At 61.2% G+C, this 913-nt stretch carries 1 protein-coding gene; it reads left to right on the forward strand.

The window, feature by feature from the left end:
- Positions 1-73: 73 nt before the first annotated feature.
- Positions 74-865, forward strand: a complete 792-nt coding sequence (map, locus tag APH36_RS04135; protein WP_060497601.1) for a type I methionyl aminopeptidase — start codon at positions 74-76, stop codon at positions 863-865.
- The last annotated feature ends 48 nt before the right edge of the window (positions 866-913 follow it).

The raw sequence follows: 913 nt of genomic DNA on the forward strand, positions 1-913 counted from the left end.
GGGCCGGCACAGGCTACGCACCATCCAGTGGCAACCTAGTACCCCCTGGCGCTATGCTGGGGCACATTCCAGCATGAGCAACTGCCCTCCCCCCATGTCCCAGGTGATCCTCAAGACCCCCGCCCAACTCGACCTGATGCGCCGCGCCGGCCAGCTGCTGGCCCAGGTGTTCGCCGACCTCGACAGCTTCATCCGCCCAGGCATCACCACGATGCAAATCAACGACCGCGCCGATGCATTCATCGTCGACACACTCAAGGCGCGGCCAGCAAGTAAGGGCCAATACGGTTTCACCTACTCACTCAATACCTCGGTGGACCACGTGGTGTGCCACGGCATACCCAAAGCCGATGAAGTATTGAAGGAAGGCTCGATCGTCAACGTCGACATCACCCTAGAGCAAGGCGGCTACATCGCCGACTCGTCGAAGATGTACTGCATCGGGAAAATCAGCGACGAAGCCCGGCGCCTGGTCGACACCACCTATGACGCGCTGTGGAAAGGCATCGAGCAGGTACGCCCAGGGGCCACGCTGGGCGATATCGGTCATGCCGTGCAAACCCATGCCGAGGCCGCGGGCTACAGCGTGGTGCGTGAGTATTGCGGGCATGGCATCGGCCAACAGATGCATGAAGGGCCAGAGGTGCTGCACATCGGCCAGCGCGGCATGGGCATGAAGCTCAAGCCGGGGATGGTGTTTACCATCGAACCGATGATCAACCAGGGTGGGCGTGGCACGCGCACGTTGAAGGATGGCTGGACGGTGATTACCCGCGACCACTGCCTGTCGGCGCAGTGGGAGCATACGGTGGCGGTGACCGAGGACGGGTTTGAAGTGCTGACGTTGCGGGAGGAAGAGCGCTGAAGCTGGAATCTCAGGCACAAAAAAAGCGACCCTAAGGTCGCTTTCTTT

The organism is Pseudomonas sp. NBRC 111133 (assembly GCF_001320605.1).
In the GTDB taxonomy this organism is placed as follows: Bacteria; Pseudomonadota; Gammaproteobacteria; order Pseudomonadales; family Pseudomonadaceae; genus Aquipseudomonas; species Aquipseudomonas monteilii.